The sequence below is a fragment of the Streptomyces sp. NPDC047022 genome, from assembly GCF_040644155.1.
Classification (GTDB): domain Bacteria; phylum Actinomycetota; class Actinomycetes; order Streptomycetales; family Streptomycetaceae; genus Streptomyces.
Genome location: NZ_JBEYVV010000013.1, coordinates 119,066 through 143,314, shown reverse-complemented (window position 1 = coordinate 143,314; position 24,249 = coordinate 119,066). Strand labels below are relative to the sequence as shown.

General features: G+C 70.6%; 24 protein-coding genes and 5 tRNA genes. 18 read left to right on the top strand and 11 right to left on the bottom strand.

All coding sequences use genetic code 11. From position 1 onward, the window contains the following. Positions 1–51: 51 nt before the first annotated feature. From ABZ845_RS16725 to ABZ845_RS16710, 4 genes are all read right to left on the bottom strand, one after another. Positions 52–627: an ATP/GTP-binding protein gene (locus ABZ845_RS16725; protein ID WP_360979418.1), complete on the bottom strand. Its 576-nt coding sequence runs from the start codon at positions 625–627 to the stop codon at positions 52–54. Next, positions 608–1,006, bottom strand: a complete 399-nt coding sequence (locus tag ABZ845_RS16720; RefSeq protein WP_360979415.1) for a DUF742 domain-containing protein — start codon at positions 1,004–1,006, stop codon at positions 608–610. Before ABZ845_RS16720 ends, ABZ845_RS16725 begins: the two co-directional genes overlap by 20 nt. Positions 1,007–1,118: 112 nt before the next feature. Further along, positions 1,119–1,532: a roadblock/LC7 domain-containing protein gene (locus tag ABZ845_RS16715; protein ID WP_360979484.1), complete on the bottom strand. Its 414-nt coding sequence runs from the start codon at positions 1,530–1,532 to the stop codon at positions 1,119–1,121. A 9-nt stretch (positions 1,533–1,541) separates the two neighbouring features. Beyond that, positions 1,542–5,264 (bottom strand): nitrate- and nitrite sensing domain-containing protein, encoded by a 3,723-nt coding sequence (locus tag ABZ845_RS16710; RefSeq protein ID WP_360979412.1) that lies wholly within the window; start codon positions 5,262–5,264, stop codon positions 1,542–1,544. 601 nt (positions 5,265–5,865) lie between these two features. Between ABZ845_RS16710 and ABZ845_RS16705 the strand changes: the two genes are divergently transcribed. The 9 genes from ABZ845_RS16705 (at position 5,866) to ABZ845_RS16665 (ending at position 9,911) form a co-directional block, all read left to right on the top strand. Continuing rightward, complete coding sequence (locus tag ABZ845_RS16705) at positions 5,866–6,054, top strand: hypothetical protein (protein ID WP_360979409.1); 189 nt, start codon at positions 5,866–5,868, stop codon at positions 6,052–6,054. Positions 6,055–6,202: 148 nt separating this feature from the next. Further along, the gene (locus ABZ845_RS16700; protein WP_360979406.1) at positions 6,203–6,979 is read left to right on the top strand and encodes a fumarylacetoacetate hydrolase family protein; all 777 of its coding nucleotides are present in this window, start codon (positions 6,203–6,205) and stop codon (positions 6,977–6,979) included. Continuing rightward, on the top strand, positions 6,972–8,447 hold the full coding sequence (gltX, locus tag ABZ845_RS16695; RefSeq protein ID WP_360979403.1) for a glutamate--tRNA ligase: 1,476 nt from the start codon (positions 6,972–6,974) through the stop codon (positions 8,445–8,447). The genes ABZ845_RS16700 and gltX overlap by 8 nt, the downstream gene beginning before the upstream one ends. Before the next feature lie 106 nt (positions 8,448–8,553). Next, positions 8,554–9,309, top strand: a complete 756-nt coding sequence (locus ABZ845_RS16690; protein ID WP_360979400.1) for an HAD family hydrolase — start codon at positions 8,554–8,556, stop codon at positions 9,307–9,309. Between the two features lie 91 nt (positions 9,310–9,400). Continuing rightward, positions 9,401–9,472, top strand: a tRNA-Gln gene (locus ABZ845_RS16685). 39 nt (positions 9,473–9,511) lie between these two features. Then, a tRNA-Glu gene (locus ABZ845_RS16680) sits at positions 9,512–9,584 on the top strand. A 61-nt stretch (positions 9,585–9,645) separates the two neighbouring features. Next, positions 9,646–9,718, top strand: a tRNA-Glu gene (locus tag ABZ845_RS16675). A gap of 20 nt (positions 9,719–9,738) precedes the next feature. Continuing rightward, positions 9,739–9,810 (top strand) — tRNA-Gln (locus ABZ845_RS16670). 28 nt (positions 9,811–9,838) lie between these two features. Next, positions 9,839–9,911 (top strand) — tRNA-Glu (locus ABZ845_RS16665). An 80-nt stretch (positions 9,912–9,991) separates the two neighbouring features. On the opposite strand, the gene ABZ845_RS16660 is transcribed toward ABZ845_RS16665, so the two are convergent. After that, the gene (locus ABZ845_RS16660) at positions 9,992–10,636 is read right to left on the bottom strand and encodes a MerR family transcriptional regulator (RefSeq protein WP_360979397.1); all 645 of its coding nucleotides are present in this window, start codon (positions 10,634–10,636) and stop codon (positions 9,992–9,994) included. Positions 10,637–11,236: 600 nt separating this feature from the next. After that, positions 11,237–11,953 carry an IclR family transcriptional regulator NdgR gene (ndgR, locus tag ABZ845_RS16655; RefSeq protein WP_067130667.1) on the bottom strand — a complete coding sequence of 239 codons (717 nt, stop codon included), beginning with the start codon at positions 11,951–11,953 and terminating at the stop codon, positions 11,237–11,239. A gap of 189 nt (positions 11,954–12,142) precedes the next feature. Between ndgR and leuC the strand changes: the two genes are divergently transcribed. From leuC to ABZ845_RS16635, 4 genes are all read left to right on the top strand, one after another. Further along, positions 12,143–13,567: a 3-isopropylmalate dehydratase large subunit gene (gene leuC, locus ABZ845_RS16650; protein ID WP_360979394.1), complete on the top strand. Its 1,425-nt coding sequence runs from the start codon at positions 12,143–12,145 to the stop codon at positions 13,565–13,567. 5 nt (positions 13,568–13,572) lie between these two features. Continuing rightward, entirely contained in the window at positions 13,573–14,166 is a 594-nt protein-coding gene (gene leuD / locus ABZ845_RS16645) for a 3-isopropylmalate dehydratase small subunit (protein ID WP_360979391.1), read from the top strand. A 266-nt stretch (positions 14,167–14,432) separates the two neighbouring features. Then, positions 14,433–14,663 (top strand): hypothetical protein, encoded by a 231-nt coding sequence (locus ABZ845_RS16640; protein ID WP_360979388.1) that lies wholly within the window; start codon positions 14,433–14,435, stop codon positions 14,661–14,663. 127 nt (positions 14,664–14,790) lie between these two features. Then, positions 14,791–15,426, top strand: a complete 636-nt coding sequence (locus ABZ845_RS16635) for an HU family DNA-binding protein (protein WP_360979385.1) — start codon at positions 14,791–14,793, stop codon at positions 15,424–15,426. A 112-nt stretch (positions 15,427–15,538) separates the two neighbouring features. Here the strand turns inward: ABZ845_RS16635 and ABZ845_RS16630 are convergent, their stop codons facing one another. Both ABZ845_RS16630 and cofC read right to left on the bottom strand, forming a co-directional pair. Next, positions 15,539–15,742, bottom strand: a complete 204-nt coding sequence (locus ABZ845_RS16630) for a hypothetical protein (protein WP_360979383.1) — start codon at positions 15,740–15,742, stop codon at positions 15,539–15,541. 57 nt (positions 15,743–15,799) lie between these two features. Then, positions 15,800–16,447, bottom strand: a complete 648-nt coding sequence (gene cofC / locus ABZ845_RS16625) for a 2-phospho-L-lactate guanylyltransferase (RefSeq protein WP_360979381.1) — start codon at positions 16,445–16,447, stop codon at positions 15,800–15,802. Between the two features lie 191 nt (positions 16,448–16,638). Between cofC and ABZ845_RS16620 the strand changes: the two genes are divergently transcribed. Genes ABZ845_RS16620 through ABZ845_RS16610 form a run of 3 tightly spaced genes read left to right on the top strand, consistent with a single transcriptional unit; the run spans position 16,639 to position 19,660 of the window. Beyond that, a complete protein-coding gene (locus tag ABZ845_RS16620) occupies positions 16,639–17,433 on the top strand; it encodes a lysophospholipid acyltransferase family protein (RefSeq protein WP_360979379.1) in 795 nt (264 codons plus the stop codon). Next, positions 17,430–18,440, top strand: a complete 1,011-nt coding sequence (locus ABZ845_RS16615) for an NAD(P)H-dependent glycerol-3-phosphate dehydrogenase (RefSeq protein ID WP_360979376.1) — start codon at positions 17,430–17,432, stop codon at positions 18,438–18,440. Before ABZ845_RS16620 ends, ABZ845_RS16615 begins: the two co-directional genes overlap by 4 nt. Before the next feature lie 59 nt (positions 18,441–18,499). Further along, the gene (locus ABZ845_RS16610) at positions 18,500–19,660 is read left to right on the top strand and encodes a D-alanine--D-alanine ligase family protein (protein ID WP_360979373.1); all 1,161 of its coding nucleotides are present in this window, start codon (positions 18,500–18,502) and stop codon (positions 19,658–19,660) included. 124 nt (positions 19,661–19,784) lie between these two features. On the opposite strand, the gene ABZ845_RS16605 is transcribed toward ABZ845_RS16610, so the two are convergent. Both ABZ845_RS16605 and ABZ845_RS16600 read right to left on the bottom strand, forming a co-directional pair. Continuing rightward, the gene (locus ABZ845_RS16605; protein ID WP_360979371.1) at positions 19,785–20,267 is read right to left on the bottom strand and encodes a DUF3515 domain-containing protein; all 483 of its coding nucleotides are present in this window, start codon (positions 20,265–20,267) and stop codon (positions 19,785–19,787) included. 20 nt (positions 20,268–20,287) lie between these two features. Continuing rightward, on the bottom strand, positions 20,288–20,521 hold the full coding sequence (locus ABZ845_RS16600) for an Lrp/AsnC ligand binding domain-containing protein (RefSeq protein ID WP_360979368.1): 234 nt from the start codon (positions 20,519–20,521) through the stop codon (positions 20,288–20,290). 206 nt (positions 20,522–20,727) lie between these two features. Between ABZ845_RS16600 and ABZ845_RS16595 the strand changes: the two genes are divergently transcribed. Beyond that, positions 20,728–21,693: a thiamine-phosphate kinase gene (locus ABZ845_RS16595; protein ID WP_360979365.1), complete on the top strand. Its 966-nt coding sequence runs from the start codon at positions 20,728–20,730 to the stop codon at positions 21,691–21,693. Between the two features lie 215 nt (positions 21,694–21,908). On the opposite strand, the gene rpmB is transcribed toward ABZ845_RS16595, so the two are convergent. Then, complete coding sequence (rpmB, locus tag ABZ845_RS16590; RefSeq protein WP_003993230.1) at positions 21,909–22,094, bottom strand: 50S ribosomal protein L28; 186 nt, start codon at positions 22,092–22,094, stop codon at positions 21,909–21,911. 325 nt (positions 22,095–22,419) lie between these two features. Here rpmB and ABZ845_RS16585 point away from each other — a divergent pair, with 325 nt between their 5' ends. After that, positions 22,420–24,105: a DAK2 domain-containing protein gene (locus ABZ845_RS16585; protein WP_360979362.1), complete on the top strand. Its 1,686-nt coding sequence runs from the start codon at positions 22,420–22,422 to the stop codon at positions 24,103–24,105. Positions 24,106–24,249 lie beyond the last annotated feature (144 nt).

Below are 24,249 nucleotides of genomic sequence, written 5' to 3'. Positions count from 1 at the left end.
GCCGGCCTCCGCACATCTACGACAACTGCCGTATGGCGTCGACGACTTGATCTACCGCAGGCGTGCCATGAGCGCATGTTCGACCAGCGTGATCAGGGCACTCTTGGCGTCCGCGCGATGACGGGCGTCCGTGGTGATGATCGGGGTGTCCGAACCGATCTGCAGAGCCTCGCGTACCTCGTCGGGCGCGTACGGCTGGTGCCCGTCGAAACCGTTGAGGGCGATGACGAACGGCAGGCCGCTGTTCTCGAAGTAGTCGACGGCCGGGAAGCAGTCGGCGAGACGGCGGGTGTCCACCAGCACCACGGCGCCGATGGCGCCGCGGACCAGGTCGTCCCACATGAACCAGAAGCGGTCCTGGCCGGGGGTGCCGAACAGGTACAGGATCAGGTCCTGGTCCAGGGTGATGCGGCCGAAGTCCATGGCCACCGTGGTGGTGGTCTTGTCCCCGGTGTGAGTGAGGTCGTCGATGCCCGCCGAAGCTGACGTCATGACGGCCTCGGTACGCAGCGGGTTGATCTCCGAGACGGCGCCGACGAACGTGGTCTTACCCACGCCGAAGCCGCCCGCCACCACGATCTTCGCCGAGGTGGTCGCCCGGCCTGCGTCAGAGCTTGCGAAGTCCACTGAGCACCCTTTCGAGCAGTGTCACGTCCGGTGCGCCGCCGGCGTTCTCGTCGCCACCCGGCTGGTGGATCGCCACGAGTCCGGCCTCCGCGAGGTCCGCGACGAGGATCCGTGCCACACCGAGCGGCATGGCGAGCAGTGCCGACACCTCGGCCACCGACTTCACTTCGCGGCACAGGTGGCAGATCCGCTGGTGCTCCGGCAGCAGTCCCATCAGCTGGGCCGGGTCGGCCGTGGTGCTGATCAGCGCCTCTATCGCGAGCTGATAGCGCGGCCGGGTCCGGCCGCCTGTCATCGCGTACGGACGGACCAGCGGCTGGTCGCCCTCGTCCCCGTACGGCTCTGCGTACGGATCGTGAGAGGCGGTGGGCGGGGTCATGAATCCTCCGGGCGGGACAGCAAGTCGGTCAGTCGTGCCGTCTGACGGTGGCCGGTGGGGGGATTGTGGCGGCCGGACGGTTATTTGGTGTGGCGGGTGGTGCCGGGGCCGATCAGTGGAGCAGACTTCCCTGGAGTTCGGCGCGCAGGTCGGGCGTCAGTACGGCGCCCGCGCGGTCGACCAGCAGGGCCATCTCGTAGCCGACGAGGCCGATGTCGCACTCGGGGTGGGCGAGCACGGCCATCGACGAGCCGTCCGAAATGGACATGAGGAACAGAAAGCCGCGTTCCATCTCGACGACCGTCTGTGCGACGTTGCCGCCTTCGAAGATCCGGGAGGCGCCGGCGGTCAGCGAGGTGAGCCCGGATGCCACCGCCGCGAGCTGGTCGGCGCGGTCACGCGGGAAGCCTTCCGACAGCGCCAGCAGAAGTCCGTCGGCGGACACGACGACGGTGTGGGACACCCCTGGGGTGTTGTCCACGAAGTTGGTGATCAACCAGTTCAGGTTCTGTGCCGCCTGGCTCATCGGACTCAACTAACGCTCCTGCTGGTGAGTGGGGCTGGGGTAGCTGCCGGTCTGGCCGCCACCGGCCTGACGGCCCTGTGCGATGCCCCGTCGGAGATTGGTCAGCCGTCCGCGTACGTCATCGGGCGCACGCGAGACCTGCGGACCGGACTGGTGCTGCTGCTGCTGAGCCGTGCCCGCCACGAGGTTGGCGCGCGGGACCCGGCGCGGCAGTCCGGAGGTGGTGATGCCACCGGCGGCGGGCTGCCGTACACGCTCGGCCTGGCGGACGAGGTCGTCGTTGGGCGAAGTGCGCCAGGCCGCCGTGGGGGCCGGACGCTGCGGAGGAGCCGCAGGGGACTGCTGCTGGGGGGTCCCCTGCGCGGCCGGAGTCTGTGCCGCGGGACCGCTGCCCTGCTGCCGGCCCGGGCCCTGGCTCTGCGCCTGGCCCTGGCCGCCGCGGAACCAGTTGGTCTCCAGAGTGTCGTACAGCGGCGTCCGTCCGTCGCCGGGACCCGTCGCCGGCGGCAGGGCCTCGGGCTCCTGACGGCGCGGGGTCGCCTGCGGCTGCGGTATCCGCGGGGACCCGGGCCGAGTGGCGCCGTAGCCCTCGCCGCCCGTCTGAGGCCGCTCGAACTGGCCCGTGGAGGACTGGTCCTGGCGGTTTCCGTACGCGGGGGCGGCGAACTGCCCGGTGGAGGACGCGTCGTAGCCCGGGGCCGGGAACTGGCCGGTGGACGAGGCGTCGTAGCCGGGGGCGGCGAACTGGCCGGTGGAGGACGGGCCCTGGCCGCGAGCGGGGGCCGGGTACTGGCCCGTCGTGCCGTTCTGGTTCCCGCTGTTGTAGATGTCCGGGCGGACGAACTGGCCGGGGTCGCTCTGCCCGCCCTGGTTCTGGCCGCCGTTCGCGCCGGGGCGCGGGGCGTTGTAGTCCGGCCTCGCGAACTCGGAGGCGGAACCGGGGCCCTGGCGGTCGTCGACCCGGGGCATCGGGGCGGTCGAGTTCAGGGCGTCCGGCTCCTCGTGGCCACGAGGAGCGTCCAGCGAGGCACGCGGGACCGGCGGCTGGGCGTTCTCGTCGCTCCAGCTCGGACGCTGCTGCTGGGTACCGCCCGGCAGCTCGGCGCGCGGACCGCCGCGACCGGGCAGCTGCGGACGGCGGCGACCGCCGCGGTCCTTGGACTGCTGCTTCTGGGACTTGTCCGGCTGCTGCTGAGCGGCCGTACGGTCACCGTCGCCGAAGCCGCCCTGACGCGAGCCCGAGTCCGGGAACGCCTGGGCCGGCTGCGTTCCCTGGGACGCGCCCTGGCCGAAGGCACCCGCGCCCGCCGGGGCCTGTCGGCCCTGCTGCGGGGAGGCGGGGGCTCCGAGGCCCGGGCCGCCGGGACGCTGGCCGGGTCCGCTGCCCGGAAGAGCGGCGCGCGGGCCTTGCCCCGCGCCCACCTGACCGCGCTGCGGACCGGAGCCCAGTCCCTGACCACCGGTCGTGCCGGTACCGAAGGACGAACCGCTCTGCTGGGCCTGGCGGCGGGCCGCGGCCACACCGGCGGCGGCCTGCGCGGCGGCCGGGCCGCCGGACTGGCCGGCACCCTGGCCCGGCTTGCCGGGAGCGGGCTTCTTGCCACCCTGGGCGACATCGACCGGGAGCATGACGAGCGCGGTCGTACCACCGGAGTCCGACGGGCGCAGCTGGATGCGGATGCCGTGGCGCTGCGACAGACGACCGACCACGAACAGGCCCATGCGGCGGGAGACGGAGACGTCCACCGTGGGCGGCGCGGCGAGCCGCTCGTTGATCTGGGCCAGGTCCTCGGGGGAGAGGCCGATACCGGTGTCGTGGATCTCGATCAGCACACGGCCGTCGGGCAGCGCGTGACCGGTGACCTTGACCTTGGTCTGCGGGGAGGAGAACGAGGTGGCGTTCTCGAGCAGCTCGGCGAGCAGGTGCACGAGGTCGTTGACGACCCGGCCCGCGACCTCGGTCGCCGGGACCGCGGCCAGTTCGATGCGCTCGTACTGCTCCACCTCGGACGCTGCGGCGCGGAGCACGTCGACCAGCGGGACCGGGCGGGTCCAGCGGCGGCCGGGCTCCTCACCTGCGAGGACGAGGAGGTTCTCACCGTTACGGCGCATACGCGTCGCGAGGTGGTCGAGCTTGAACAGCGAGGAGAGCTGGTCCGGGTCGGCCTCGCGGGACTCCAGTTCGGAGATCAGCGACAGCTGGCGCTGGATAAGACCCTGGGAGCGGCGCGAGAGGTTGGTGAACATCGCGTTGACGTTGCCCCGCAGCAGGGCCTGCTCGGCGGCGAGGCGGACCGCCTCGCGGTGCACGTCGTCGAAGGCCGCGGCCACCTGGCCGATCTCGTCCCGGGAGTGCACACCGACCGACTCGACGGACGTGTCGACGTCCTGCGGGTCGGACTCGGACAGCTGCTTGACCAGCTCGGGCAGACGGTCCTGGGCGACCCTGGTCGCGGTGTCCTGCAGCCGGCGCAGCGAGCGGATCATGGAGCGGGCCACGACGAAGGCGCCCACGAGGGAGACGCCGAGCACGAGGAGCACCAGCGCACCGGAGATGATCGCCTCGCGCTCGGAGGCGCTGCGCAGCTCGCGGGCCTTCTGCTCCATGTCCTCGAGGAGCGTGCCCTCGATCTTCTTCATCTGTTCGATCTTGGCCGAGTCGGCGTCGACCCAGTCCTTGTACGAGCGCTTGTCCGCCTGGGCGAGGCCGCTCTTGAGGACGCGGTCGGCGTAGGAGTCGGCATCCTGGATCGTCGGGCTGCTGCCCTGGTCGATCGGCTTCGTGAGCTCCTCGGCGCCGTCGCCGTAGATGCTGTGGAAGCTGTCGAGCTCCGACTTCTGGCTGTCGAGGGCCGAGAGCGCGTACTGGCGGTCGGTCTCGGAGAGCTGGCCGGACGTGCGGTTGGTCTCGGGCAGCGCCGCCGCGATGACCGCGCGCTGCACGGAGGCGTACTCCTTGGCGTTGGAGAAGGCCGCCAGGGCACGGGTGCGCTGGATCATCTCCGGGTTGCTGGTCGCCTCCGCCATGTCCTGGGACAGGCTGAGCAGGTCGGTGATCAGGCGGTGGTACGCCTCGACCGTCTGCGTGGAGTTCTGCTGATCCTTGAAGGCGGCGGCCCGGATGGCGCTGAGGTTGTTGAGCTCGCTGGCGATACCGACGACGCTGTCGCGGACACCGGTGAGCTGGCCGCGGTCGGACGCGTCACCGATGCTGTCGGTGCCCTCGATGAACGACGCCCGGGCGCGGTCCGTCTTGTCGCGGACGCCCTTGACCGAGTAGTCACCGGCGCCCGCGCCGTGGGCGAGCGGGCCGGCGGACTCGTCGCGCTCCTCCTGGAGCGCCTCCGCGAGCTGCGTGGCCTGCTTGGTCATGTCCGTCAGCAGCTTCATGTTGTCGAGCTGCTGGATCTGGTCCATGTTGTCGCTGATGCGCAGGGCGCCCAGCGAGGTGGCCGCGACCACGGGGAGCGCGAGCAGCGACACCAGGCGCGTCGAGATGCGCCAGTTACGCAGATGCAGGCGTGCGCCGGGGTCTGTCGAAGGAGTGGTGGTGGATGGGGTGGCCGGTAGGGGAGCCGCGGTGCCATTGCCACGCCCGGCACGCTCGGGGCCGCCGCCGGACGGTGCCGATCCCGGGTTCTGGGCGTGCTGGGGCGAGGAACCGCGGTCGGTCCCGCCGTGCGGCTCCGGCTCCGCCGAAGCGCTGCCATCCCTCTTGAAACGTCCCTGCACTAGCGTCGCAACCTCTGGACCAGGCGTCCCTCCGCGTGAACGGCGGGACGGTGTCGGCGTGATGAGAAGCGTCCTGAATACGCCCCTCGGGTGGTCGTGAGTGACCGGCGCTGGCTCCCCCTCCCCGCCGCAGCTTGGCGCTGCGTTGCGCCCTTTGCGCGCCGGTGCGATCCCGCGGCGGTCCGTGGAATTCCAGCACAGTGCAGGATCTCCAACAAGGCCAACGGGTGAGCCTGTGACCACCGTGACACCTTGTGCAGGCTACGTCACGAGACGTAGAAAGTTATCTCGTACATAACGGACGTAAACGAGCGAATCTTTACCCTGAGCGGGGTGTCCCAGTCGCCATGATCAGGAGCGGAATGCTCGCTTCGATAGGGCAATGTCGGTTTTGCCGTGGTGGCACAGCAGTCTGAATTGCCCACTTTGTCTGTCGGTCAGTGAGCAAACTCACAGCGGGATCATGACCACTTCATGTCTTGGAGCGGGAATTGCATGTTTAGCCTGACGCTTTACAGGGATGGCGAATCCGACAACCCGCGCTACCGCGACAGCCCTTGAGGCCCGCCCGGCGCCCGTAACGACAAGGTCAACTACAACAGTGAAGACCACGATGATGTTCCGCAACATAGCCAACCCGCGGCGCACGACGCTGGCGCACCTCGAGGACGCCGCCGAGCTGCAGACCCCGGCGGTGCCGGAACTGTCCGTCGACCTTCCCACCCAGACCGCCAATCCCAAGCGCACCATCCTCATGGAGATCCCGGTCCAGGCCTCCGTCGCCGTGTAGTACGCGCCGGCGGCGCCGCCTGCTCAAAGCGGCTCACCCGAAGCGGTCCCGCCCGGAGCGGCCGCGCATACGCGGGGTGTGCGTCCCCTGTCGCGTTAGCCTGGAGCGTCAAACTCCAGTCGGCTCACTTAAGGGGCGCAAGCATCCCGTGCGCATCGCCAGATTCTCCATCGACGGCAACGTCGCCTTCGGCGCGGTCGAGGGCGAGAGGCCGGACGAGCTCGTCCTCGACATCATCAAGGGCATCCCGTTCGCGGACTTCGAGCTCTCCGGCACGAAGGTGCCGCTGAACAAGGTCAGGCTGCTGCCGCCGGTGCTCCCCAACAAGGTCGTGGCCTTCGGCCGCAACTACGCCGAGCACGCGCGCGAGCTGGGCAACGAGGCGTCCGAGGTCCCGTTCGCCTTCTTCAAGTCGTCCACCTCGGTGATCGGTTCCGGCGACGAGATCGTGTACCCCTCCTTCTCCCAGGAGCTGCACCACGAGGCGGAGCTCGCCGTGGTGATCGGCCGCCTGTGCCGCGAGGTCCCGCGTGAGCGCGTCAAGGACGTGATCCTCGGCTACACCTGCGCCAACGATGTGACCGCGCGTGACGTCCAGCGCCGCGAGAAGCAGTGGGCCCGGGCCAAGGGCTTCGACACCGCCTGCCCGCTCGGCCCCTGGGTGGAGACGGACCTCGACCCGGCCGACCTCACCATTCAGCTCACGGTCAACGGGCAGCAGCGCCAGCTCGGCCGCACGAGCGAGATGACCCACTCGGTCGAAGACCTGATCGTCAACATCACCGAGGCCATGACGCTGCTGCCCGGCGACGTCATCCTCACGGGCACCCCCGCGGGGGTCGGCCCCCTCAACGCCGGCGACGAGGTCGCCGTCACCATCGAAGGCATCGGCACTCTCACCAACAAGGTGATCAAGCGTGGCTAACGGATCCGTCCGCGTACGTTTCTGTCCCTCCCCGACCGGCAACCCCCATGTGGGCCTGGTCCGCACCGCCCTGTTCAACTGGGCGTACGCCCGCCACACCGGCGGCACGTTCGTCTTCCGCATCGAGGACACGGACGCGGCCCGCGACTCCGAGGAGTCGTACGTCCAGCTTCTGGACTCGCTGCGCTGGCTGGGCTTCGACTGGGACGAGGGCCCCGAGGTCGGCGGCCCCCACGAGCCGTACCGCCAGTCGCGGCGCATGGACATCTACCAGGACGTCGCCCGCAAGCTGCTGGACGGCGGGTACGCGTACCACTGCTACTGCACCACGGAGGAGCTCGACACCCGCCGTGACGCCGCCCGCGCCGCCGGGAAGCCGTCCGGGTACGACGGGCACTGCCGAGACCTGACCGCCGAGCAGGTGGCGGCGTACGAGGCCGAGGGCCGGGCGCCCATCGTCCGCTTCCGGATGCCCGACGAGACGATCACCTTCACGGACCTGGTCCGGGGCGAGCTGACCTTCACGCCGGAGAACGTGCCGGACTACGGCATCGTGCGGGCGAACGGCGCGCCCCTGTACACGCTCGTCAACCCCGTCGACGACGCGCTGATGGAGATCACGCACGTACTGCGCGGCGAGGACCTGCTCTCCTCCACCCCCCGCCAGATCGCCCTCTACAAGGCGCTGGTGGAGCTGGGCGTCGCCAAGTCCGCGCCGGAGTTCGGCCATCTGCCCTATGTGATGGGCGAGGGCAACAAGAAGCTCTCCAAGCGCGACCCGCAGTCGTCGCTCAACCTCTACCGCGAGCGCGGCTTCCTGCCGGAGGGCCTGCTCAACTACCTGTCGCTGCTGGGCTGGTCCCTCTCCGCCGACCGCGACATCTTCACCACCGAGGAGATGGTCGCCGCCTTCGACGTCGCGGATGTGAACCCCAACCCGGCCCGCTTCGACCTGAAGAAGGCCGAGGCGATCAACGCGGACCACATCCGGCTGCTGGATGTGAAGGACTTCACGGAGCGCTGCCGGCCGTGGCTGAGGGCCCCGTTCGCCCCCTGGGCCCCGGAGGACTTCGACGAAGCGCGGTGGGAGGCCATCGCCCCGCACGCCCAGACCCGTCTGAAGGTCCTGTCCGAGATCACGGAGAACGTCGACTTCCTCTTCCTTCCCGAGCCGGTCTTCGACGAGCCGTCCTGGACCAAGGCCATGAAGGAGGGCAGCGACGCGCTGCTGCGCACGGCGCGGGAGAAGCTGGAGACGGCCGACTGGACGTCCCCGGAGTCCCTGAAGGAGGCCGTCCTGGCCGCGGGCGAGGCCCACGGCCTCAAGCTCGGCAAGGCCCAGGCCCCGGTCCGTGTCGCCGTCACCGGCCGCACGGTCGGCCTGCCGCTCTTCGAGTCCCTGGAGATCCTGGGCAAAGAGAAGACGCTGGCCCGCATCGACGCGGCACTGGCGAAGCCGGCGGCCTGACCCGCTCGTGGCGAAAGGGGCACCCCTCGGGGTGCCCCTTTCGGCGCATCCGCGTGCGCCGCGGAACGAGCGGACATGGCCGCCCGCCCCGGGATACGGTCGGACCATGAGCATCAGCGCCGTGGTCTGGGACGTGGACGACACACTCTTCGACTACACCACCGCGGACCGCACCGGCATGCGCGGCCATCTGGCCGCCGAGGGGCTGCTCGAGGGGTACGGGAGCGTGGAGCAGGCCCTCGCCCGGTGGCGGGAGATCACGGACGAGCAGTGGGCGCGGTACGCGGCCGGGGAGACCTCCTTCGAAGACCAGCGCCGGGACCGGGTACGGGTCTTCGCGGGCGCCGAGATGGACGACGACGAGGCCGACGCCTGGTTCCGGCGCTATCTGGACCACTACGAGGCCGCGTGGGCCCTCTTCCCGGATGTGCTGCCCGTTCTCGACCTCCTCGCGGTCAGTCACCGGCACGCGGTGCTGTCGAACTCCAGCGGGCACGTCCAGGAGCGCAAGCTCCGCGTCCTCGGCGTCCGCGACCGCTTCGAGGCCGTGCTGTGCGCGGCCGAGCTGGGCGTCTCGAAGCCGGACGCCCGGGCCTTCCACGCGGTCTGTGACACGCTGGGACTGGCTCCGCACCAGGTGGCGTACGTCGGCGACCACCCGGAGATCGACGGCCGCGGCGCGGCCGAGGCCGGGCTGCTGTCCGTGTGGATCGACCGCCCCGGGCTGCGCGCCGCGGTGGTGGCGGGCACTCCGCCGCCGGTCGGAGCGGCCACCGGCCCGCGCCGGATCGCCACTCTCGCCGAACTCCCCTCGGTCCTCGGCGCGGATACCCGTTTTGGAGCGCCGTCCACCTTCGGGTAATGTTCTTTCTGCGCCGCCGGGGAGCGGGCCGAAAGGCCGGGATCCGGAGGCGCAAGCTAGAACAAAATCCCCGCAGGGGCTTGTGTTCCAGTGGCCTATGGTGTAATTGGCAGCACGACTGATTCTGGTTCAGTTAGTCTTGGTTCGAGTCCAGGTAGGCCAGCTCGCAGAGCTCATCTGCACCTGCGGATCTCATTCGCAAGCCCCCGTTGTGTAGCGGCCTAGCACGCTGCCCTCTCAAGGCAGTAGCGCCGGTTCGAATCCGGTCGGGGGTACAGATCCTTCCCGCGAAGGCAGCCGGGTCGCTCCCGTTGCCCTCGATGCAGGATCGCTAGGGCCCCCGTTGTGTAGCGGCCTAGCACGCCGCCCTCTCAAGGCGGTAGCGCCGGTTCGAATCCGGTCGGGGGTACGAACTGGTCTAAACCACATTGGTCTATGGTGTAATTGGCAGCACGACTGATTCTGGTTCAGTTAGTCTTGGTTCGAGTCCAGGTAGACCAGCTCGGATCTGCGGAAACGCACGATCCATGCCCCCGTTGTGTAGCGGCCTAGCACGCCGCCCTCTCAAGGCGGTAGCGCCGGTTCGAATCCGGTCGGGGGTACATACAGTCCGCAGGGCCCTCACTTCGGTGGGGGCCCTGCGGCGTTTCCGGCCCGGGGGCCGAACAGGCGCCCCGTGGAGTCACTCCAGGCCGTAGCGGCGGGCCGACTCCTCCTCCTGCGCCATCCGGTGCAGTGCGCGCAGCACGGGCTCGAAGAGCACCGTCGCCGCGACCGCCACCTCGACCTTTTCCCCCTCCGAGCCGTGCGTCTCCAGGAAGTCCAGGTCGCGCCGGGCGACCTGGTGCATCAACTCCGCGTACGCTGCCATCTGTTCGCCGTCCCGGGCGTAGCCCAGCCGGATCAGCGTGGCCACCGCGGTCACCAGGGAGCGGTGTACGGGGGAGAGGCCGGCGAGCTCGCGCGAGGTCTCCCAGCCGAGCCGCCGCAGCAGCGCGTCCACCTCCTGCCGGGCGGCCGCCACCGCTGTGTCCTCCTCGTCCGGCCCGGGATCCTGCGGCAGAGCCCACAGGGCCGCGCCCAGCCGGATCGTCCGGCCGAGGGAGTCGTCGTCGACGTGCTGGAGGACCTCCTTGGCCCTCGCCACCGGAACCCGGCCCACCTGGATCAGCGCCCTCACGAGCCGCAGCCGGCGCAGATGACTCTCGTCGTACTCGGCGGTGGTCGCGTTCACCTGGCGCCCCGGTGCCAACAGGCCTTCGCGCAGGTAGTACTTGATCGTCGCCGTGGCGACCCCACTGCGCGCACTCAACTCCGCCAGCCGCACGGCACCTCTCCTCGGTTGGCACCACTATCCAACGCTGCCATTAGACAGCACGGCTGACCAGGACGAGCCCTGACCTTGGGGCGGCACGAACGCCGACCGCCTCCGGCGCGGTGACGCCCCTGTCGGGTGGGTTCCGGTGCGTTGCAGGGTGCGGCTGCGTGGGTGGCCTGTCACGCAGTTCCCCGCGCCCCTGAACGGCGCACTCCGCGCGCACCCACCGCGCGAGCGCAAGCCACGACGCGCCCGCAGGCGACGACGTGCGGGAGTGGGCGGACGGATAGGGGCGCGGGGCCCTGTCGATATGCGGCTCCGCCGCGTGGGCGCAAATCCCGCGACGCGCCTGCGGTCGACGACGTGCGGGTGTGGGCGATAGGGGCGCGGGGAACTGCGCAAAAAATCCCGCGACGCGCCCGCAGGCAACGACGTGCGGGTGCGGGCCGATGGACAGGGGCGCGGGGAACCGCGCATACACGGCTCGGCCCGGAGGCGTAAACGCAACGCCCCCGGGGGCTGGACAGCCCGGAGTTCCGCCGGAAGGGCAAGCCGCGGCGTTGAGGCCGCCCTCCCGTGAAACCCCGCTCAGCCGAGCGCAGCGCCCGGTCAGCCGCTACGCCGCAACGCCTCGGAGAGACGAGCCGCCGCGTCGATCACGGCCTGCGCGTGCATCCGCCCGGGATGCCGCGTCAGCCGCTCGATGGGCCCGGACACGGACACCGCCGCGACCACCCGGTTGGAGGGTCCACGCACGGGCGCGGAAACGGAGGCAACCCCCGGCTCGCGCTCCCCGATGGACTGGGCCCACCCCCGGCGCCGTACGCCCGACAGGGCCGTCGCCGTGAAGCGGGCGCCCTGAAGACCCCGGTGCAGCCGCTCGGGCTCCTCCCAGGCGAGCAGGATCTGCGCGGAGGATCCCGCCTTCATCGTGAGGGTCGAACCGACCGGGACCGTGTCCCGGAGTCCGGACAGGCGCTCCGCGGCGGCGACACAGATACGCATGTCCCCCTGGCGGCGGTAGAGCTGCGCGCTCTCGCCCGTCACGTCGCGCAGATGCGTGAGCACCGGGCCCGCCGTGGCCAGCAGGCGGTCCTCGCCCGCCGCAGCGGCCAGCTCGGACAGCCGGGGGCCGAGGATGAACCGCCCCTGCATGTCGCGCGCCACCATCCGGTGGTGTTCCAGTGCCACGGCCAGTCGATGGGCCGTGGGTCTTGCCAGTCCGGTGGCCCCGACCAGACCCGCGAGGGTGGCCGGACCGGACTCCAGAGCGCTCAGGACAAGGGCTGCCTTGTCCAGAACGCCGACGCCGCTACTGTTGTCCATGCAACGATACTCCCGTCTCACTCTGTGAAACGCAAGTTCAATTTTCTGTGGAACGCGCAACCCTGGATGTCATAGCGGGGCCTGTGGACAGTGGGCCCGGCGGCGGACGCCGGTGATCAGGGGGCGCGGGCGCCGCACCCCAGGATCTCTAGTAGGGCCGGCACTCCCGTGCGGGCCGAAGGGAAAGCGATGGGTAGGACACTCGCGGAGAAGGTCTGGGACGACCACGTCGTCCGGCGCGCCGAGGGCGAGCCCGACCTCCTCTACATCGATCTGCACCTGCTGCACGAGGTGACCAGCCCGCAGGCCTTCGACGGACTGCGCAAGAACGGCCGCCAGGTCCGCCGCCTCGACCTCACCATCGCCACCGAGGACCACAACACCCCCACCCTCGACATCGACAAGCCCATCGCGGACCCGGTCTCCCGCGCCCAGCTGGAGACGCTGCGCAAGAACTGCGCGGAGTTCGGCGTGCGGCTGCACCCGCTGGGAGACATCGAGCAGGGCGTCGTGCACGTCGTCGGCCCGCAGCTCGGTCTGACCCAGCCCGGCACGACCGTCGTGTGCGGCGACTCGCACACCTCCACGCACGGCGCCTTCGGCGCGCTCGCCTTCGGTATCGGCACCTCCCAGGTGGAGCATGTGCTGGCCACCCAGACGCTGCCGATGGCGCGCCCGAAGACCATGGCGATCACGGTCGACGGGGAGCTGCCCGAGGGCGTCACGGCCAAGGACCTCATCCTGGCGATCATCACCAGGATCGGCACCGGCGGCGGCCAGGGCTACGTCCTGGAGTACCGCGGCCCGGCCATCGAGAAGCTCTCGATGGAGGCCCGGATGACCATCTGCAACATGTCGATCGAGGCCGGCGCCCGCGCGGGCATGATCGCCCCCGACGAGACCACGTTCGCGTACCTCGAGGGCCGCCCGCACGCGCCCGAGGGCGCCGACTGGGACGCCGCGGTGGAGTACTGGAAGACCCTGCGTACCGACGACGACGCGGAATTCGACGCCGAGGTCCGCATCGACGCCGCTTCCCTCTCGCCGTTCGTCACCTGGGGCACCAACCCGGGGCAGGGCGCACCGCTTTCGGCGTCGGTCCCCGACCCCGCTTCGTACGAGGACGCCTCGGAGCGGTTCGCCGCGGAAAAGGCCCTGGAGTACATGGGGTTGGAGGCCGGGCAGCCGCTGCGCTCCATCAAGGTGGACACCGTCTTCGTAGGTTCCTGCACCAATGGCCGCATCGAGGACCTGCGCGCCGCGGCCGAGATCCTCAAGGACCGCAAAGTCGCCGACGGCGTACGGATGCTGGTCGTCCCGGGATCCGCGCGGGTGGGCCTCCAGGCCGTCTCCGAGGGCCTGGACGTGGTCTTCAAGGAGGCCGGCGCCGAATGGCGGCACGCGGGCTGCTCCATGTGCCTCGGCATGAACCCGGACCAGCTGGCCCCGGGCGAGCGCTCCGCGTCCACCTCCAACCGCAACTTCGAGGGCAGGCAGGGCAAGGGTGGTCGTACGCACCTGGTCTCGCCGCAGGTCGCCGCGGCCACCGCGGTCACCGGCCGCCTGGCCTCCCCGGCCGACCTGTCCGACGTCCCCGCGCCCGCTGGAGTCTGAGAGCCATGGAAGCATTCACCACCCACACCGGACGGGCCGTCCCGCTGCGCCGCAGCAACGTCGACACCGACCAGATCATCCCCGCCCACTGGCTCAAGAAGGTGACACGGGACGGGTTCGAGGACGGGCTGTTCGAGGCCTGGCGCAAAGACCCTGAGTTCGTGCTCAACCGCCCCGAGCGGCAGGGTGCGACCGTGCTGGTCGCCGGCCCCGACTTCGGCACCGGTTCCTCCCGTGAGCACGCCGTCTGGGCGCTGCAGAACTACGGCTTCAAGGCGGTCGTCTCCTCCCGCTTCGCCGATATCTTCCGTGGCAATTCACTCAAGAACGGCCTGCTCACGGTCGTCCTGGAGCAGAAGACCGTGGACGCCCTGTGGGAGCTGACCGAGCGCGACCCCCGGGCCGAAGTCACCGTCGACCTCGAGGCGCGCGAGGTGCGCGCCGAGGGTGTCACCGCCTCCTTCGAGCTGGACGAGAACTCTCGCTGGCGGCTGCTGAACGGCCTCGACGACATCTCCCTCACGCTTCAGAGGGAGGCCGACATCGCCGCGTACGAGTCGGGGCGGCCCTCCTACAAGCCGCGGACGCTCCAGGGCTGACCCGCGGCACCCGCAAGGGCTGATTTCAGCCACCGCAACACCCCTCTGTACCCCCAATCGTGGACGGTTGGGGGTACAGCTGTGTCCGCGGTCGAACAGCCCCGGCGCGCCGCCTGGAAGAACGGCAACTTGCCTGGTTACAAAGGGTGTTGCACGGGTACCCGGTTGTCTGTGCGGCGAGTTGGGGGGACGCCCGAGCGGCCCGCGAACAGCGGCAGTTACCCCCAGCGCGGGCGACAACTCGCCCCAGATGGCACAATCTGTGCATGGACGACGACGGCCAACTCGAGCTCTATACGGCGGTCGCGGCCAGGCTCAAGGAAGCGCACGCAAGGGTGCGCACACTGCAAGTCCCGGAGGGCGTACGGATGGCGCTGACCCGGAAGCTGCTGGTCATTACGGCCGCGGCCAAGCACGATCCCGCCGAAGCGGCCAGGCGTCTCGAGCGGTTCACCAGCGACCTCGACGTGGGCCGAATCCCCGAAGAGGAACTCTGAGACAGCCGAGTCTGTTGCGGCACAAGGGTGATTAGCCCGTTTCGTGTTTGATTTGCGGTATATATCTGCCTAACGTGCGAAATAGCTTGAACACTTTCGTTCTGGCGATGTCTCCGAAGGGGAAGACGTGAACAAGGCGCAGCTCGTAGAAGCGATTGCCGACAAGATGGGCGGCCGCCAGCAGGCCGCCGATGCTGTCGACGCGGTCCTGGACGCCATCGTCCGCGCGGTTGTCGGAGGCGACCGGGTCTCGGTCACCGGCTTCGGATCGTTCGAGAAGGTCGAGCGTCCGGCTCGTTATGCCCGGAACCCCCAGACGGGCGAGCGGGTTCGTGTCAAGAAGACCTCTGTGCCGCGCTTCCGCGCAGGCCAGGGCTTCAAGGACCTGGTCAGCGGCACGAAGAAGCTGCCCCGCGGTGGAGAGGTCGCCGTCAAGAAGGCGCCCAAGGGCAGCCTTACCGGTGGTGCCGCGGCAACGGTCAAGAAGGCCGCGGCCAAGAAGACGACGGCCAAGAAGGCGACCGCCGCCGCCAAGAAGACCGCGGCGAAGAAGACGGCTGTGAAGAAGACCACGGCGGCCGCCAAGAAGACCACGGCGAAGAAGACGACGGCCAAGAAGACCACGGCGGCCGCCAAGAAGGCCACGGCCAAGAAGACGACCGCGAAGAAGGCGGCTGCCAAGAAGGCCCCGGCGAAGAAGGCCCCCGCCAAGAAGTCGGCGGCGCGGAAGACCACCGCCAAGAAGGCCACCGCCCGCGGCTGACCGGGGCGGACAGACACTCACGCGACGGGCCGGGCTCCCTGGTGGAGCCCGGCCCGCGGTCTGTCCCGAATCCTTGGAGGAGCCCCTCGCAAGAGCCGCTCGCGAGAGGTGTTCAGAAGGTCCCCAGCGTGACCAGCGTGATGCGCCTGGCCGGGCCCTCGCCCTCCGTCTCGATCCGCACCCGCTGTCCCGGCCGCAGCAGCCTGAGCCCGCCCGCGTCGAATGCCTGTGCGTCGAAGGCCACGGGGGTGCCGTCGTCGAGCAGCACCTGACCGGTGCGCGTGTCGGGGTCGTAGGTGTACGCGGTCGCCTGCATGACGGCAGCCTATCCAGTGCCCGGCGCCCGCCCGCTCTCCCGTTCCTTCCCTCCGGATCAGCCTGCCGGCTGCCCCGGGATGAGCAGCCGGGCCGCTGCCGCCGCCGTGCGCGGCCCCACGCCGAGTGCCAGCGCCGCGCGCAGATCGTCGCCGGTGTCCACGTCCTGGCGTACCGACTCCACCGCGTCCAGAGCCAGCTCCACGGCGCCCGAGGCTCGGTGTGCCATGCGTGAATGCGCGCCGAAAGCGGGGCGCAATTCCCGCCGAGGAGCCGCGGCCAGCAGCGTCGTACCGATTCCGGCGGCATCCGGCAGAAAAGCCCGGGGGAATTCGGCGGCGGCATCCAGGACCCTGGCCAATTCGGGCGGGCGCAGCGCGGGGAGATCGGCGTTGAGCGCCGCCACGGCGCCACCGGGACGCAGCCGCCGTACGACCGCCGCCGCGTGCGCGAGCGCGGCGTTCAGCCCGCCTCCCGGCTCGTCCGCGACGATCCGGGCGCCCAGGGCCGCGAGCTCGCGCCCGGCGAGCGGATCGTCCGTGACGACCGCCACATCACGCACCGCGGCACTGGCCAGCGCCGCGGCCACCGTGTCCTGTGCGAAGGCGAGCGCGAGATGTGGACGCAGTCCGGCCGATGCGGTGTCCGAGAGCCTGCTCTTCGCCTGCGCCAAGGGTTTCAGGGGCACGACCACAGTCCACTGCACGAGCGCTCCGTCCTCGTCTTGTCGCGTCCATTGTCACCTGATCCGGCCGGAGACAGGTGATGGACCACCCGGCCACCGGCATGGCGAGGCGTACCGTGTTCTCGACAGACGGGCGGCCCGGGGCGACACTTGTGCGGCCCACAGCTCCCGGCCCCGGGCCCGGTGCCGGGTCCCTAGAGGAAGGTGTCCGCGTGCCCCGCCGCAGAATCGGCTTCTGGTACCGCTTCGCAGCGGTCCTGTGCAAACCGCCGCTGGTGGTTCTGCTCAAGCGGGACTGGCGCGGAACGGAGAATATTCCGGCCGACGGCGGATTTATCACCGTGGTGAACCACAATTCCCACGTGGATCCGTTCGCCTACGCGCACTATCAGTACAACACCGGGCGCGTTCCCCGTTTCCTCGCGAAGAGCGGACTTTTCAAGAAGGGATTCGTCGGCGCCATGATGCGTGGCACCGGCCAGATCCCCGTCTACCGCGAGAGCACGGACGCGCTCAGCGCGTTCCGCGCCGCGATCGACGCGGTGGACCGCGGTGAGTGCGTCGCCTTCTACCCCGAGGGCACCCTCACCCGTGATCCGGACGGCTGGCCGATGACCGGCAAGACCGGCGCGGCCCGGGTCGCCCTGCAGACCAAGTGCCCGGTGATCCCCGTCGCCCAGTGGGGCGCCAACGAGCTGCTGCCGCCGTACGCCAAGAAGCCCAACCTGCTGCCGCGCAAGACCCACCACGTCCTCGTGGGCCCGCCCGTGGACCTCACGCGCTTCTACGACCGGGAGATGACCCCCGAGCTGCTGAAGGAGGCGACGGACGCCATCATGGCCGCCATCACCCGCCAGCTCGAGAAGATCCGCGGCGAGAAGGCGCCCGAGAAGAGGTTCGACCCGCGTGAGGTGCGCATCGAGCAGCGCCGCCGCAGCGCCGCCCAGGTGAAGGTGCAGGAAGCTGCGAAGGAGAAGGCACGGCAGAAGGAGGGGCAGGGCAAGTGAGCAAGCCGGTCAAGGCGGCCGTGTTCGGAACGGGATCGTGGGGGACCGCCTTCGGCATGGTGCTCGCCGACGCGGGGTGCGAGGTCACCCTGTGGGCGCGCCGCGCCGAACTGGTCGAGGCGGTCAACTCCACCCGTACGAACCCCGACTACCTGCCGGGTGTCGAACTTCCGGAGAACCTGCGGGCCACCACGGATGCCGCCGAGGCCGCGCGGGACGCCGACTTCACGATACTCGCGGTCCCCTCGCAGACCCTGCGCGGGAACCTCGCCGACTGGACGCCTCTGCTCGCGCCCGGCACGATCCTCGTCTCCCTGATGAAGGGTGTCGAACTCGGCTCCGCCATGCGGATGAGCGAGGTCGTCATGGACGTGGCCAAGGTCGGTCCGGAGCGCGTCGCCGTGGTCACCGGGCCCAACCTGGCCCGGGAGATCGCCGCCCGTATGCCGGCCGCGGCGGTGGCTGCCTGCACCGACGAGGCCGTGGCGCGGCGGCTCCAGGCCGTCTGCCACACGCCCTACTTCCGGCCGTACACCAACACCGACGTCGTGGGCTGCGAACTCGGCGGCGCCGTCAAGAACGTCATCGGGCTGGCCGTCGGCATCGCGGACGGGATGGGCCTCGGCGACAACGCCAAGGGCTCGCTCATCACCCGCGGGCTCGCCGAGACCACCCGGCTCGGACTCGCCATGGGCGCCGACCCCCTGACCTTCTCGGGACTCGCGGGCCTGGGCGATCTGGTGGCCACCTGCTCATCCCCGCTGTCGCGCAACCACACGTTCGGCACCAACCTCGGCAAGGGCATGACCCTGGAGGAGACCATCGCGGTCACCAGCCAGACCGCCGAGGGCGTCAAGTCCTGTGAGTCCGTTCTGGATCTGGCCCGCAGGCACGGCGTCGACATGCCCATCACCGAAACGGTCGTCGGGATCGTGCACGAGGGCAAGCCGCCGGTGGTCGCGCTCAAGGAGCTGATGTCGCGCAGCGCGAAGCCCGAGCGACGCTGAGCTAACCCGCCGGTCATACGCTGTCTCAGGCCGCTACCACCGGGTACTCTCGACGCGATATGAGCACCGAGAACCTCCCCCAGAGCCCTGAGCAGCCGTCGCACCGCAAGCCGCGTGTCGCCGTCGTCTTCGGCGGCCGCAGCTCCGAACACGGGATCTCCATGGTCACCGCCGGAGCGGTCCTGCGCGCCATCGACCGGACGAAGTACGACGTCCTGCCGATCGGTATCACCCGGGAAGGCCGTTGGGCGCTCACTGCCGACGATCCGGAGCGGATGGCGATCGTCGACCGCCGTACGCCCAGCGTCGAGGACCTCGCCGAGGACCACGAGGGCGGTGTCGTCCTGCCGGTCGACCCCGCCAACCGCGAAGTCGTCTACAGCGAGCCCGGTTCGGTGCCCAAGGCGCTGGGTGAGGTCGACGTCGTCTTCCCGATGCTGCACGGCCCCTACGGCGAGGACGGCACGCTCCAGGGCCTCCTGGAGCTGTCCGGCGTCCCCTACGTAGGCTCCGGCGTGCTCGCCTCGGCCGTCGGCCAGGACAAGGACTACATGAAGCGGGTGTTCACCTCGTTCGGGCTCAAGGTCGGCCCGTACGTGGTGATCAGGCCGCGTGAGTGGCGGCAGGACGAGTCCGCCGCCCGCAAGAAGATCATCGACTTCGCGGGCGAGCACGGCTATCCGCTGTTCGTGAAGCCCGCGCGTGCCGGCTCCTCGATCGGCATCACCAAGATCGATGGCCTTGCGGAGCTCGACGAGGCGATCGCCGAGGCCCAGCGGCACGACCCGAAGATCCTCGTGGAGGCCGCCGTGCGGGGCCGCGAGATCGAGTGCGGTGTCCTGGAGTTCGAGGACGGCCCGCGTGCCTCGGTACCGGCCGAGATCCCGCCGCCGGACACGCACGCGTACTACGACTTCGAGGCGAAGTACATCGACTCGACGCCCGGCATCGTGCCCGCGCCGCTCACCGAGGAGCAGACCGCCGAGGTCCGGCGGCTGGCGGTGGAGGCGTTCGAGGCGGCGTCCTGCGAGGGGCTCGTGCGGGCGGACTTCTTCCTCGACGAGGAGGGGGAGTTCGTGATCAACGAGATCAACACGATGCCCGGGTTCACGCCGATCTCCATGTATCCGCAGATGTGGCAGGCGACCGGGGTCCCCTACGGGGAGTTGGTGGACCGGCTGATCCAGGCGGCGCTGAACCGGTCCACCGGGCTGCGATAGGGCTCCGCCGGGGGGCGTTGTGATCTGCGGGGGCGTGGGGGTTCCGCGCGGTTCCTCGCGCCCCTTGAAGAGCGCGCTGCGCGCCCTTCTCCCGCGTGGAGCCGCATATCGATGCGGGGGGTGCTCAGGAGGCGATTCCGTCGGGGATCGCCTTCTTGACCGCGGGGGCCAGGTCGGCCAGGGGAGCCAGGCCGTCGGCTGTGTGGGCCTTGGGGAGATCTACCTCGACGTATGCCGTACGCAGCGTCGTCGTGAAGCGGAACGAGCCGTCGTCCTGCTTCTGCAGCAGCCAGCCCACGTCGTCGGCCTCCACGCCGTCCGCCTCGGGGTCGTTCATCTGCGCGGGCCGGGGTACCCCGCAGCGCAGTATGATCGCCGGGCTTCCCCAGCCCGCCGTGAGCGCGGACCGGGGCTCGGGATCGTTCCGGTCGAGGCCGTCCACCGTCCGCGGCAGCACCTTGTCCAGGTTCTGGCAGAGTTTTGCGACCTTTGCGTCCGGGCTGGGAACCGCGGCTCGGGGCCCGTCGTCGCTTGAGGAGCAGCCCGCCGCCGCGATCAGCAGGGCGAGGGTGGGCAGAGTGAGGAGCCGGTGACGCGAAGAGTGCACCGGCCCAGCGTAGACGGGGGCTACAGGTGGACGACCGGGCAGGTCAGTGTGCGCGTGATCCCCTCCACTTGCTGGACTTTCGCGACCACCATACGGCCGAGTTCATCGACGGTGTCTGCCTGGGCGCGCACGATGACGTCATAGGGACCCGTCACGTCCTCGGCCTGGATGACCCCAGGGATCTTGCTGATCGTCTCGGCGACGGTCGACGCCTTGCCGACCTCCGTCTGGATCAGGATGTACGCCTGTACCACGGAACCTCCAGGGCGGCCACGAGGATCATGTGGGGAGAAGGACCGCCACGGTATCGCGTCGCCACTCGCCGCGGGGAGACCCACGGGGACTGTGGCGTGCGAGCGGGGTACCGCCGGCGACACAAGTTGACGGTCGACTCGACCGTATCGAGGACGATGACGGCTCGCGACCGGGCCCGGCAGGCAAGAGAAGGGGACGTACGACGATGAAGGGCACCGTGGGCGAGCTTGGCGAGTTCGGGCTCATCAGGGAGCTCACCTCCCGGCTCACCACCACCCCGGCGGTCAGGGTCGGCCCCGGCGACGACGCCGCGGTGGTCGCCGCGCCCGACCGCAGGGTGGTGGCGAGCACCGACATCCTGCTGGAGGGACGGCACTTCCGCCGCGACTGGTCGACCGCTTACGACGTCGGGCGCAAGGCGGCCGCGCAGAACCTCGCGGACATCGCGGCGATGGGCGCGGTGCCCACCGCGCTGCTGCTCGGCCTCGTCGTCCCCGCCGAGCTGCCCGCCTCCTGGCCCACGGAGCTGATGGACGGCCTGCGCGACGAGTGCCAGGTCGCGGGGGCGGCCGTGGTCGGCGGCGATGTCGTACGCGGCGACACGATCATGATCTCGATCAGCGCGCTCGGTGATCTGCGCAACCATGAGCCGGTCACCCGGGCCGGTGCCCAGCCCGGCGACGTGGTCGCGGTCACCGGCTGGCTGGGCTGGTCCGCGGCCGGGCACGCGGTGCTCTCCCGGGGCTTCCGCTCGCCGCGCGCGTTCGTAGAGGCGCACCGGCGCCCCGAGCCGCCGTATCACGCGGGACCGGCCGCGGCGGGGCTCGGTGCGACAGCCATGTGCGATGTCAGCGACGGGCTCATCGCCGACCTCGGGCATATCGCGGAGGCGAGCAAGGTGCGGATCGACATCCGCTCCGGCGCCATCGACATCCCGTCCCAGATGCACGACATCGGGCAGGCGGTGGGCGTCGATCCGATCCAGTGGGTGCTCACGGGCGGCGAGGACCATGCGATCGTGGCGACCTTCCCGCAGGACGTGAAGCTGCCGGCGCGCTGGAAGGTGATCGGCGAGGTGCTCAACCCGTCGGCGCTTCCCCAGGTGACGGTCGACGGAGCGCCGTGGACCAGCAAGGGCGGCTGGGACCACTTCGGGGACATCGAGTCTTAGGGCGGGCGCGCGTGGGCCCCGGGAAGCTGCCGGGGCCCTCACACCGGGTACAGCCGGCGAGAACCTCTTGCGCGCGGCGGTGTTCCGGCGGTCGTTGGCGAGTTGCCCGGACCGCAGGAAGGCCACGGCCGTGCGGGCACAGCAAAAAGCCGGTCCACATGTGTGGACCGGCTCTGTGCAGCGAACCAGCGGTGGCCGCGCGCTTAACAGTGACGTCAGCGCGAGACCTTGCCGGCCTTGATGCACGAGGTGCAAGCGTTCACGCGCTTCGGCGTCCCGCCCACCACGGTACGTACACGCTGGATGTTCGGGTTCCAGCGGCGGGACGTACGGCGGTGCGAGTGCGAGATGTTGTTGCCGAAGCCCGGCCCCTTGCCGCAGACGTCGCAGTTGGCAGCCACGGGTCACTCCAAAGACTTCAGATGCACTAACGGTTGAACCCGGCATGCCGGGATCGAGATCATAGGATCTGAGTGGCTCTGCCAGGGATGAGCCCGAAGGGATCGGGCAACCGGAGCAGCATACAACGCCTGCTCCCGTAGAACGAAACTACCACGGGCGCTCCGGACCCCGCCGCCTCCCGCCCTGGCCCCGTGGCCGCTCCCCGAGGCCCTGTCCCGCCGCTCTCCAAGGCCCCGCTCCGCCGGTCCGTGCGGGCCCTCTTCCGGGCGGGCAGCGCTCTGGGTCTACGCTGCGTCCCACGTCCAGCAGCTCAAGGAGGCGCAGGTGGCGCAGGTGCCGCAGCCATTGGATGCTCTCGCGGTGCGCACCTGGTGCGGTCTCGCGCTTCAGGCGCTGGGACGGGCGCGTGAGGAGATCGACGCGATCAACGTCTATCCCGTGGCCGACGGCGACACCGGCACGAACCTCTATCTGACGGTGGAGTCGGCCGCCGCGGCCGTCGAGGCGGTCTTCGCCGGATACGAGGCGGGCGGCGACCAGCGGCCCACGCTCGCCGACGCCGTGCGGGCCATGGCGCACGGGGCGCTGATCGGGGCCCGCGGGAACTCGGGCACGATCCTCGCGCAGCTGCTGCGCGGCATGGCGCAGGTGCTCGCCGCCGAAGGTGAGACCCCTCACAGCGGCGCCCGGGAACTGCGGCTCGCGCTCAGGCAGGCCGCCGACTCCGCGCGCGCGGCCGTCGAGCACCCCGTGGAGGGGACGGTCCTCAGCGTCGCCTCGGCCGCCGCGGACGCGGCCGGCGGAGCCGAGGGCGACTGCTCCGGTGTGGCGCGGGCGGCGTACGAGGGCGCGCGTGTCGCCCTGGAGGCGACGCCCGGGCAGCTGGCGGTCCTGGAGCAAGCCGGAGTGGTCGACGCGGGCGGCCGGGGGCTCGTGACGGTGCTCGCGGCCCTGGTGGAGACGTTCACGGGAGAGGCGCCCAGGGTCCCTGACGGGCCCGGACGCGCCCTCCACGCGCGCGTGGACGACGTCACCCGCCCCGCCGCCCAGGAGTGCGCCGACACCGCGGCGGACGGCGGCGGCCCCGGCCCCGCGTACGAGGTGATCTATCTCCTGGAAGCCGGTGACGAGGCCGTGGCGCGGCTGCGGGAGCGGCTCGACGCGCTGGGGGACTCCCTCGTCGTGGTCGGCGGGGACGGGCTGTGGAACGTCCATGTGCACGTCGACGACGCGGGCGCCGCCGTGGAGGCGGGGGTCGAGGCCGGGCGCCCGTACCGGATCCGGATCACGCACTTCGCCGCCGGCGACGTACACACCGGGGGCGGCGGACGGCCTGCGCCCGAGCCGATCCAGCGCGCGGTGGTGGCCGTCGTACCGGGGGAGGGCCTGGCCGGGCTGTACCAGGAGGCCGGCGCCACCACCGTGCTCGCCCGGGCCGGGGAGCCCCCCGCCAGCGGGGAACTGGTGGAGGCGGTACGCCGGGCGCACGCGCGCGAGGTGGTGCTGCTGCCGAACGACGCGGACCTGAGGCACACCGCTGCCGCCGCGGCGGAACAGGCGCGGACCGAGGGCGTCCGGGTGGCCCTGATCCCGACGCGCTCCGCCGTGCAGGGCATCGCGGCACTGGCCGTGCACGAGCCGGAACGGCGTTTCGACGAGGACGTCGTGGCGATGACGTCGGCGGCGGGCGCGACACGGTACGCCGAGGTCGTGATCGCGGAGCGGCAGTCCTGGACGATGGCCGGCATCTGCCAGGCGGGCGACGTCCTTGGACTGATCGACGGCGACGTGGCGGTCATCGGCTCGGATGTCACGGAGACAGCCGAGGCGGTCGTGGACCGCATGCTCGCGGCGGGCGGCGAAATGGTCACCCTGGTGCTGGGCGATGAGGCCCCGGAGCCGATCGCGGCACACCTGGAGGCCCGGGTACGCGAGTCGTACCTGGCGGTCGACACGGTGATCTACCGGGGCGGCCGCCAGGGCTCCCTGCTACTGATCGGCGTGGAGTAGCAGCCACAACCGAGCGAACCACGCCGGGACGCTCGCCAGAAACGCGGAGCCCTGCCCATACGCGGCACAGTCACACGCCCGCAAAACCCGCGCCGCCCCCGCAGCCGAAGACGTGCCGGTGCGGACCGGCCGGATAGGGGCGCG

Coding starts and splice junctions, on each gene's coding strand:
- ndgR (WP_067130667.1), bottom strand. CDS start 11,953: ATGGACAACAGTAGCGGCGTCGGCGTTCTGGACAAGGCAGCCCTTGTC.
- ABZ845_RS16630 (WP_360979383.1), bottom strand. CDS start 15,742: ATGCAGGCGACCGCGTACACCTACGACCCCGACACGCGCACCGGTCAG.
- ABZ845_RS16715 (WP_360979484.1), bottom strand. CDS start 1,532: ATGAGCCAGGCGGCACAGAACCTGAACTGGTTGATCACCAACTTCGTG.
- leuC (WP_360979394.1), top strand. CDS start 12,143: ATGGGTAGGACACTCGCGGAGAAGGTCTGGGACGACCACGTCGTCCGG.
- ABZ845_RS16610 (WP_360979373.1), top strand. CDS start 18,500: ATGAGCACCGAGAACCTCCCCCAGAGCCCTGAGCAGCCGTCGCACCGC.
- leuD (WP_360979391.1), top strand. CDS start 13,573: ATGGAAGCATTCACCACCCACACCGGACGGGCCGTCCCGCTGCGCCGC.
- ABZ845_RS16690 (WP_360979400.1), top strand. CDS start 8,554: ATGAGCATCAGCGCCGTGGTCTGGGACGTGGACGACACACTCTTCGAC.
- ABZ845_RS16595 (WP_360979365.1), top strand. CDS start 20,728: ATGAAGGGCACCGTGGGCGAGCTTGGCGAGTTCGGGCTCATCAGGGAG.
- ABZ845_RS16640 (WP_360979388.1), top strand. CDS start 14,433: ATGGACGACGACGGCCAACTCGAGCTCTATACGGCGGTCGCGGCCAGG.
- ABZ845_RS16720 (WP_360979415.1), bottom strand. CDS start 1,006: ATGACCCCGCCCACCGCCTCTCACGATCCGTACGCAGAGCCGTACGGG.